Source organism: Streptomyces sp. NPDC059567 (genome assembly GCF_042735655.1).
Taxonomy (GTDB): domain Bacteria; phylum Actinomycetota; class Actinomycetes; order Streptomycetales; family Streptomycetaceae; genus Streptomyces.
The window spans coordinates 1-9,320 of record NZ_JBHWBS010000160.1; the positions used below are offsets into that span (position 1 = coordinate 1).

The following is a 9,320-nucleotide window of genomic DNA, read 5'->3' on the forward strand; positions in this document are numbered from 1 at the left end:
GTCCTCCGGTCCCGCCACCTCGTGCGTTCATGACTCAGGGGTGCACGTCCGCGACCTCAGTCCGCCACCACCAGCGACGGCGTCTCCTTCGTGAGCACCTCGCCCCGGAAGAACGCGGGGCTCCTGCGCTGCATCACCAGCATGATCACCACGCCGACCAGCAGCAGTCCGACACCGATCACGAAGACCGAGCCGACGCCGAGGACCGAGGAGCCGCTGCCGTAGGCCGGGTCCCACATGTCGTAGAGCGTCTTGCCGAAGACCGCGGTCAGCAGGATGCCGCCGAGGATCGGGCACAGGCCCTTGTAGACGAAGTCCCGGCCGGAGCGGAAGAGCTCCTTGCGGAAGTACCAGGCGCAGGCGAAGGCGGTCAGCGAGTAGTAGAAGCAGATCATCAGGCCGAGCGCGTAGATCGTGTCGACCAGGACGTTCTCGCTGACCAGGGTCATCACCGTGTAGAAGACGCCGGTGGCGACGCCCGCGATGATCGTGGCCTTGCCGGGCACCTTGAAGCGCGGGTGGACCTTGGCGAAGGACGCGGGGAGCGCCTCGTACGTCGACATCGCCAGCACTGTGCGGGCCACCGGGATGAACGTCGTCTGGAGGCTGGCCGCCGCCGAGGCGAGGACGGCGATGAAGAGCAGGATGCCGAGGGCGGGGCCCATGACCGGGCCTGCGAGGGCGGCGAAGACGTTGTCGGAGGTCTCCGGGTTGGCGAGGCCGAGCCCGCTGTCGCCGGAGCCGACGGCCATCTGCGCGGCGACGCCGGTGGCGAGGTAGGAGCCGACCAGGACGACCATCGCGATGAGCGCGGCGCGGCCGGGGGTCTTGGTGGAGCCGGTGGTCTCCTCGTTGGTCGCCATGCAGGCGTCCCAGCCCCAGTACATGAAGATCGAGAGGGACAGGCCGGCCGTGAAGGCGGCGAAGGACTGGACGGCGAACGGGTTCATCCACTCCCAGGAGAAGGAGAGCCCGGTGTCGAAGGCGCCGCTGCCGGCCTTCTGGAAGGCCATCGCGACGAAGAGCGCGAGGACGACGAGCTGGAGGCCGACGAGGGCGTACTGCACGCCCTTGGTGGCGGTCATGCCGCGGTAGCTGATCGCGGTGGCGACGGCGATCAGCGCGAGGCAGGTGAGGATGTGGACGGCCTTGTTGTCGTCCAGGGCGGCGATGGACTCACTGCCGGTGATCTCGCCGGCGAGCAGCCAGAAGTAGGAGGTCGCGACGCCGGCCAGGTTGGAGAGCACGATGATCGTCGCGATGACGAGGCCCCAGCCGCACATCCAGCCGATCTTGGGGCCGAAGGCCTTCACGGTCCAGGTGAAGGAGGTGCCGCAGTCGGGCATGACCCGGTTCAGCTCGCGGTACGCGAAGGCGACGAGCAGCATCGGGAGGAAGCCGGCGAGGAAGATCGCGGGCATCTGGAGTCCGACCTCGCCGGCCGTGGAGCCGAGCGTGGAGGTCAGACAGTAGACGGGGGCGACGGTCGAGATGCCGATGACGGCACTGCCCATCAGCCCGACGGAGTTCCCGCCGAGTCCCTTGGTACGTACACCGTGGGTGTCGCCCGAGGCGGTGACGCCCCTTACCGTGTCTCCGGCCTGGGGCCGTGCATCCACCTGAGTCATGAACAGGACGTTAGGTGCTGCGGTTTCCACATCCGGAGGATCTGACTCCAGGACATTGAGCGATCTTCACCTTGCATTGAGAGGTCGACAAGACCCTCTCGGCATTGATTGAAAGATCGACCACGCACCCACACCGACCGATTGGTAGGCGTCTCAGAACCTGTCCGATATGCGGGAACCGCAGCACTGCCCCGAATGTCCGGTTTCAAATTTTCCCGAAGTATTTTCCGAGCCGTGCGGGGAGCGGGGTCAGCCGGGCCAGACCACCGCCTGCGTCTCGCTGTACGCATGGAGCGCGTAGGACCCCACGTCCCGTCCCACACCGCTCTTCTTGAACCCGCCGAACGGCGCCTCCATGTTCCGTCCGATGGTGTTCACCCCGACGCCGCCCGCCCGCAGTCGCGCCGCGATACGGAAAGCGCGGGCCACGTCCCCGGACCACACGTAGTCGATCAGCCCGTAGTCGCTGTCGTTCGCCAGCGCGACGCCCTCCTCCTCGTCGTCGAAGGGGACGACCACGACGACCGGACCGAAGATCTCCTCGCGGACCACCCGCATGTCGTTCGTGCACTCCGCGAGCAGGGTCGGGGCCACGTAGAAGCCCTTGGCGAGGTCCGGCCGCTCACCGCCCACGACGACCCTGGCCCCTTCCTTCCGTCCCAGGGCGATGTACGACTCCACCCGGTCGCGGTGGGCCGCCGAGATCACCGGCCCGACCACCGTGCCCGGCGCCTTCGGGTCCCCCACCTTCATGAAGGCCAGATAGCCGGTGAGCTTCTCGATCAGCTGCTCATAGATCCCGCGCTGGGCGAGGACCCGGGTCGGGGCCGTGCAGATCTGTCCGCTGTAGAAGGAGAAGGTGGTGCCGATCCCCATCACGGCGGAGTCCAGGTCGGCGTCGTCGAAGACCAGCGCCGCGCCCTTGCCGCCCAGCTCCATCAGCTGCCGCTTCAGCTCCCGCCCGCAGACCTCGCCGATGCGCTGCCCCACGGCCGTGGAGCCGGTGAAGGAGACCATGTCGACGTCCGGGGAGTCGACTGCCGCCTCGCCGACGGCCGTGCTCGTCCCCGTGACGACGTTGACGACACCCGCGGGGACGCCGGCCTCCTCCAGGGCCCGGGTCATCGCGTAGACGGAGAGCGGGTCCTGCGGGGCGGGCTTCACGACCACCGTGTTGCCCATCGCGAGCGCCGGGGCGATCTTGCCGGCCGGGTTGGCCCAGGGGTTGTTGTACGAGGTGATGCAGGTGACCACGCCGACCGGGCGTCGTACCGCCACCGCGCCGAAGACCCCGGCCTTGCCCATCGGCCCGGCCTCGTTGATCTGCGGGGGCAGCGCCTGCTCGACCGGTTCCAGGGCGCCCCGCGCGTACCGCCGGAAGCGGGAGGAGCCGACGGCGACCTGCATCCCGCGCGCGGTGCCGGTCGTCGCCCCCGTCTCGGCCTGCGCGAGGACCGTGTTCGCCTCGGCGTCGCGGGCCATCAGGTCCGCGGCCCGGTCGAGGATCGCGGCCCGCTCCTCCGGTTTCGTACGGGACCAGGAGCCGAAGGCCGCGCGGGCCGCGGCGGCCGCCTCGTACACCTGGGCGCGGGAGGCCTCGGGCGCGAGGCCGACGACCTCCTCGGTGGCCGGGTCGACCACCTCGTAGTGCCCGCCGTCGGGCTCGACCCACTCTCCGCCGATGAACAGTCGCCGAGTCACCTGGTGGACACCGTCCTCGTGTCACGGCCGGAGCGCAGCACCTTGCCCGGTATCGCGCCGGTCACCTCGTCGTCGCGGATGGTCTCCACGCCGTTGACGCGGACCGACACGACGCCGATCGCCCGCGAGTCGAGCCGGGGGCTGTCGCCGGGCAGGTCGTGCACCAGGGTCGCCGGGCCCGCGTCGATCCGCTCGGGGTCGAGGAGGACCAGATCGGCGTGGAAGCCCTCCGCGATCCGCCCCCGCTCGCGCAGCCCGAACAGCCGGGCCGGGTCGTCGGTGAGCATCTTCACCGCCTGTTCGAGGGGGAGCAGCTTCCGGCCGCGCAGACAGTCGCCGAGGAAGCGGGTGGTGTACGGGGCGCCGCACATGCGGTCCAGGTGCGCGCCGGCGTCGGAGCCGCCCAGCATCACGTCCTCGTGGTCCCAGGTCTCCCGGCGGAGCGTCCAGGAGGCGGGGTCGTTGTCGGTGGGCATGGGCCACAGCACGGTCCGCAGCTCGTCGTTGGCGCAGATCTCGACGAGGCACTGGAAGGCGTCCTGGCCGCGCTCGGCGGCGATGTCGCGGACGACCCGTCCGGTGAGCCCGCGGTTCTCGTCGGAGTATGTGTCCCCGATGACGTACCGGCCGAAGTTCGCCAGGCGGCGGAAGACACCGGCCTCCTTGGAGTCGGCGCGGCGCAGCATCTCGGCCCGTACGTCCGGGTCGCGCAGCCTCGCGATCCGCTCGGGGACGGGAAGGGCCAGGATCTCGCCCCAGCCGGGGATGAGGTTGAGGGCGCAGAACGTGCCGAGCGACATGTTCATGGGGGTGAGGATCGGCATGGTGAGCGCGACGATCCGGCCGCCGGACTTGCGGGCGCGTTCGGAGGCGACGAGCTGGCGCGGGACGCGCTCGGGGACGCCGGCGTCGATGGTGAGGACGTTCCAGTTCAGGGGCCGGCCGGCGGCCGCCGTCATGTCGACGAAGAGGTCGATCTCGTCGTCGGAGAACTGGTCGAGGCAGCCGGCGAGGATCGCTTCGAGCTGGGTGCCCTCGTGTTCGCCGACGGCCCGGGAGAGGGCGATGAGCTCGGCGGGCGTGGCATGCCGGGAGGCGACGGGGGCGCCGTCGCCGTCGGAGTGGGTGGAGGACTGGGTGGTGGACAGGCCCCAGGCGCCGGCGTCCATGGCCTCCTTGAGGAGCCCGACCATCGCCTCCAGCTGCTCGGTCGTGGGCTGCCCGCCGACGGCCTCGGCCCCCATCACGTACCGGCGCAGGGCGCAGTGCCCCACCATGAAGCCGGCGTTGACGGCGATCCGCCCTTCGAGGGCGTCGAGGTACTCGGCGAAGGACGACCAGGTCCAGTCGACGCCCTCCTCCAGGGCCTTGAGGGCCATGCCCTCCACCTTGGACATCATGCGGCGGGTGTAGTCGGCGTCCTCGGGCCGCTCCGGGTGGAGGGGCGCGAGGGTGAAGCCGCAGTTGCCGCCGGCGACGGTGGTGACGCCGTGGTTCATGGAGGGGGTGGCGAAGGGGTCCCAGAAGAGCTGGGCGTCGTAGTGGGTGTGGGGGTCGACGAAGCCGGGGGTGAGGACGAGGCCGGTGGCGTCCTCGGTGGTGCGGGCGGTCTCGGTCGTCGTACCGGGCGCTGCGATCAGGGCGATGCGCCCGTCGCGTATGCCGACGTCGGCGACGAAGGCGGGGGCGCCGGTGCCGTCCACGACGGTGGCGCCCTTGATGAGGTGGTCGAGCATGGGGTTCCCTTCAGCACGTGGACTGCCCCGGCCGGGGGCCCTGCAGCCGGCCGCGGCTGCGAGTGCCTCCGACCGGGGCCGGTGACGGAACGGTGGTCCGGGAAGACACCGCCCCGCGCTCGTGGTGGGCGGGGGATTCCCCCCAACCCCCGTTGTGGGCATTCGTTCCGCCGGGGCGGGACGATTGCCCACACGGGGCGGGCCCGGTCCCCCGTCAGGCGCCCGCGGCCTGCCGGAAACGGGTCGTGCGGTGGACCGGGTCCGTGTCGATCTTCGGGATCACGTGCTCACCGATCAGCTTGATCGAGTTCATCGTGTCCTCGTACGAGATCCCGATCGGCAGCCCGAACGACAGCTGGTCCGCGCCCGCCTGCTCCCAGCGCTTGCACTGGCCCAGGACCTCCTCCGGGTCGCCGCAGATCATCAGCTCCTCGGCGATGAGGAGTTCGATGATCTCGGCGCTGTACTCCGGCAGCAGCTCCGGCCACTCCGGGATGCCCTCGGGGCGGGGGAAGGTGTCGTGGTAGCGGAAGAGCAGCGACTGCAGGTAGTTGAGCCCGCCGCCCACCGCGATCTCGACGGCCTTGTCGTGCGTCTCGGCGCAGATCGCGGTCGAGGTGACCATCACGTTGTCGTTGACGAAGCCGCCGACCGCCTTGGCCTCCTTGATCGCCGTCTTGTACGACTCGACGACCCACTCCATGTCGGAGACCTTCTGCACGCTGAAGCCGAGGACGCCGAGCCCCTTCTTGCCGGCCATGGCGTACGAGGACGGGGACCCGGCCGCGTACCACATGGCCGGGTGGGACTTCCCGTACGGCTTGGGCAGGACCTTGCGCGGCGGCAGGGACCAGTGCTTGCCCTGGAAGCCGACGTACTCGTCCTGGAGCCACATCTTGGGGAACTCGGCGATCGTCTCTTCCCAGATCTCCTTGGTGTGGTTCATGTCGGTGATGCCCGGCATGAACCCGAGGATCTCGTGGGAGCCCGCCCCGCGCCCCGAGCCGAACTCGAAGCGGCCCTGGGAGAGATGGTCGAGCATGGCGACCTTCTCGGCGACCTTGACCGGGTGGTTCACCGGCGCGAGGGGGTTGAAGATGCCGGAGCCGAGGTGGATCCGGTCGGTGGCGTGGGCGAGGTAGCCCAGGTAGACGTCGTTCGCCGAGAGGTGCGAGTACTCCTCCAGGAAGTGGTGCTCGGACGCCCAGGCGTACTTGAACCCGGACCTGTCCGCCTGGATGACGTACTCGGTCTCCTCCATCAGCGCCTTGTGCTCGGCCTCGGGATCGGTCTCGGCCCGCTTGCCGACGTATCCCTGTACGAAGATCCCGAATTCCAAGGGGGTTCACCGTCCTCATTGTTTCTGACGTACCGTCAGATTCCCTGTGCCCGACTTTCGCACCGCGTGACGGGTGCGTCAATACCTGATGGATCGTCAGAACTGTTCAGAACAGACTCACCCCGGCCAGCCAGCCGCCGTCGATGACGAAGGGCTGCCCGGTGATGTACGCGGAGTCCTCCGAGGTCAGGAAGAGCGCGAGCGCCGCGACCTCCTCCGGCCGCCCGATCCGCCCCAGCGGCACCAGCTTCTGGTAGAGCTCGGCCGTCGCCGCCGGATCCACGCCCTCCGGGTTGCTCATGGGGGTGTCGATCGCGCCCGGGCAGACCGCGTTGACCCGGATCCTCTTGGCCGCCAGCTCCAGCGCCGCCACGCGGGTGAGCCCGAGCACGGCGTGCTTGGTCGCGGCGTACGCGCCGACGCCCGCCATGCCCGTCACGCCCGTGTACGAGGCGGTGTTGACGATCGTCCCGCCGCCGGCCGCCTCGATCTCCGGCGCGACGGTACGGATCCCCAGGAAGCAGCCGACCTGGTTGACCTGCACGATCGCCAGGAACTCGTCCAGCGGAGTGGCCACCAGCTCGTTGAAGCGGAGGATGCCGGCGTTGTTGACGAGTCCGTCGATCCGGCCGAAGCGCTCCTTGGCGACGGCGACCGCGCCCGCCCACTCCTCCTCCTTCGTCACGTCGAGGTGGACGTACGCGGCCCGCTCCTCCCCCAGCTCCTTGGCGAGCGCCTCGCCCTGGTCGTCGAGCACGTCGGCGAGGACGACCCGCGCCCCCTCGGCGGCGAAGAGCCGCGCCTCCTGCTCGCCCTGCCCGCGCGCCGCACCCGTCACGACGACGACGCGCCCGTCCAGCTTGCCCATGTCCGTCCACTCCTCAGCTCAGGTGGGGGGCGACCTCGGCGGCGAACGCCGCCATCTGATCGGTGAGTTCGGTACGGCTCCGGGAGCGGAACCGGACCTGGATCTGGTGCACGCCCATCTCGCCGTACGCGCGCAGCGACTCGGCGAGGGCCTCCGGCTTCCCGGTCAGCGTCCGCCGGCCGACCTCCCAGCCGGCCTCGCCCACATACAGGGGCTCGACGATCGCCCCGACGGTGATCGGGTCCTCGATCCCGGCCTCGGCGCGCAGGCTCCGGAGCCGGGCGATCTGCGCGGGGAGCTTCCCCCTCGGGTCGCCCTGCGGCAGCCAGCCGTCGCCCCGGAGCGCCGCCCTGCGCACGGCCGCGGGCGAGGAGCCGCCGACCCAGACCGGCACCCGCTCCTGGGCGGGCCGGGGCATCTGGCCGAGGTCCTTGAAGGCGAACCGCTCACCCACGTGCTCCGGGTACTCCTCCGGGCCGAGCGCCGCCTTGAGCGCGTCGATCGTCTCGTCGAGGACGCCTCCGCGGCCCTCGAAGTCCGCCCCGACGGCCTCGAACTCCTCGCGCACATGGCCCGCCCCGACCCCGAGGACCAGCCGGCCACCGGAGAGGTGGTCGAGGGTCGCGTACGCCTTGGCGCTCACCAGCGGGTGGCGCAGCCCGACGACGGCGACATGGGACAGCAGCCGGACGCGCTCGGTGGCGGCGGCGAGGAAGGAGAGCGTGGCGACCGGGTCGTACCAGACGGTGCTCATCGGTCCGGCCAGCCGGCGCGGGATGGCGACGTGGTCGCAGCATGCGACGTAGTCGAAGCCGGTCCGGTCGGCGGTGCGGGCGATCTCGACGAGATCGGCGGGCCCGGCGGCGGCCTCCCAGGGCTCGGCGTAGATCGTGCTCTGCGACTGGACCGGGAGCTGCATCCCGTAGACCACCATGGCGACTCCTCCGGATCTGACGATTCGTCACATCGATCGGCGGCTCTCATGCTTGCGTCTGACGACCCATCAGACAAGGGGTGTGCGGTGACCAGGTGCCGGATCCGTCCCGGCCGTGTCTCAGGGACGTAACCGGCTGAGTGCCCCCTGCAGCCATCCCCGTACTCCCCCACGAAGGCACCACACACCACACAGGGGGAACCATGAACACCCAGCGCTTCGGAATGATCACCGCCGTCACCGCGGCGGCCGCCCTGCTGCTCACCGCGTGCGGAGGCACGGACGACAAGGGCGCCGCGGGCACGGGCACCGGCCAGGGGACCGCCACCGGAGCCGAGCGGTCGGCCGCCTCGGAGTTCGACTTCCTCAGCGGCACGGCGAAGCAGAACAAGGCGCAGCCGAAGACCGGCGACTGGGCGAACGCTCCCGGCAAGCCGCAGAAGTGGGTCCAGCTGAGCGCCGCCCGGGCGGGCGCGCTCGACCCGGTCGTCGTCAACGGCGCGGGCTTCACGCTCTACCGCTTCGACAACGACACCGCGAACCCGTCGAAGTCCACCTGCAACGACGCCTGCGCCACCACCTGGCCGCCGGTCGTCGTCGCGCCGGGCGGACGGATCTTCATCGACGGCGTGAAGAAGTCCGACGTGGGCGTGGTCAAGCGCGACGACGGCAACCTCCAGGTCACCATCGGCGGCTGGCCGGTCTACCGCTTCAGCAAGGACCTGCGCCCCGGCGACACCAACGGACAGGGCGTCGGCGGCACCTGGTTCGGGGTGACCCCGAACGGCAAGAAGGCCGGCGGCGCCACCGCACCCTCCGGGGGGAGCAGCAGCATCACCCTCTCCGACGAGAAGAACTTCGGCGACCCGTCCGAGGGCCTCGCCGGCTCCGGCTGCCAGAACGTGGGCCGGGACAACCGGGCGTCCTCGCTCCAGGCGAGCGGCACGGTGAAGATCTGGACGGAGAAGGACTGCAAGGGCACGTCGAAGTCGGTGAACGGCACCATCGCCGACCTCGCGTCGATCGGCTTCGACGACACGATCTCGTCGGTCCGCTTCGGCTTATCCGCACGACGCGAGCGGCCGCCTGGCTCTTAAACACACAAGAACCAGCC

At 70.3% G+C, this 9,320-nt stretch carries 7 protein-coding genes; 1 reads left to right on the top strand and 6 read right to left on the bottom strand.

Going from position 1 to position 9,320, the window contains the following annotated elements:
• Positions 1-56 precede the first annotated feature (56 nt).
• From ACFVZW_RS35830 to ACFVZW_RS35855, 6 genes are all read right to left on the bottom strand, one after another.
• Complete coding sequence (locus ACFVZW_RS35830) at positions 57-1,628, bottom strand: APC family permease (RefSeq protein WP_384530616.1); 1,572 nt, start codon at positions 1,626-1,628, stop codon at positions 57-59.
• 249 nt (positions 1,629-1,877) lie between these two features.
• Positions 1,878-3,329: an aldehyde dehydrogenase family protein gene (locus tag ACFVZW_RS35835; RefSeq protein ID WP_384530618.1), complete on the bottom strand. Its 1,452-nt coding sequence runs from the start codon at positions 3,327-3,329 to the stop codon at positions 1,878-1,880.
• Entirely contained in the window at positions 3,326-5,065 is a 1,740-nt protein-coding gene (locus ACFVZW_RS35840; protein WP_384530620.1) for an amidohydrolase family protein, read from the bottom strand. Before ACFVZW_RS35840 ends, ACFVZW_RS35835 begins: the two co-directional genes overlap by 4 nt.
• Positions 5,066-5,279: 214 nt before the next feature.
• Complete coding sequence (locus ACFVZW_RS35845; RefSeq protein ID WP_384530622.1) at positions 5,280-6,404, bottom strand: LLM class flavin-dependent oxidoreductase; 1,125 nt, start codon at positions 6,402-6,404, stop codon at positions 5,280-5,282.
• 106 nt (positions 6,405-6,510) lie between these two features.
• Positions 6,511-7,272, bottom strand: coding sequence for an SDR family NAD(P)-dependent oxidoreductase (locus ACFVZW_RS35850; RefSeq protein WP_384530624.1), 762 nt, complete (start codon positions 7,270-7,272; stop codon positions 6,511-6,513).
• Positions 7,273-7,285: 13 nt separating this feature from the next.
• On the bottom strand, positions 7,286-8,206 hold the full coding sequence (locus ACFVZW_RS35855) for an LLM class F420-dependent oxidoreductase (protein WP_384530626.1): 921 nt from the start codon (positions 8,204-8,206) through the stop codon (positions 7,286-7,288).
• Positions 8,207-8,409: 203 nt separating this feature from the next.
• Between ACFVZW_RS35855 and ACFVZW_RS35860 the strand changes: the two genes are divergently transcribed.
• On the top strand, positions 8,410-9,303 hold the full coding sequence (locus tag ACFVZW_RS35860) for a hypothetical protein (protein WP_384530628.1): 894 nt from the start codon (positions 8,410-8,412) through the stop codon (positions 9,301-9,303).
• The last annotated feature ends 17 nt before the right edge of the window (positions 9,304-9,320 follow it).

Coding starts and splice junctions, on each gene's coding strand:
- ACFVZW_RS35860 (WP_384530628.1), top strand. CDS start 8,410: ATGAACACCCAGCGCTTCGGAATGATCACCGCCGTCACCGCGGCGGCC.
- ACFVZW_RS35850 (WP_384530624.1), bottom strand. CDS start 7,272: ATGGGCAAGCTGGACGGGCGCGTCGTCGTCGTGACGGGTGCGGCGCGC.
- ACFVZW_RS35855 (WP_384530626.1), bottom strand. CDS start 8,206: ATGGTGGTCTACGGGATGCAGCTCCCGGTCCAGTCGCAGAGCACGATC.
- ACFVZW_RS35840 (WP_384530620.1), bottom strand. CDS start 5,065: ATGCTCGACCACCTCATCAAGGGCGCCACCGTCGTGGACGGCACCGGC.
- ACFVZW_RS35830 (WP_384530616.1), bottom strand. CDS start 1,628: ATGACTCAGGTGGATGCACGGCCCCAGGCCGGAGACACGGTAAGGGGC.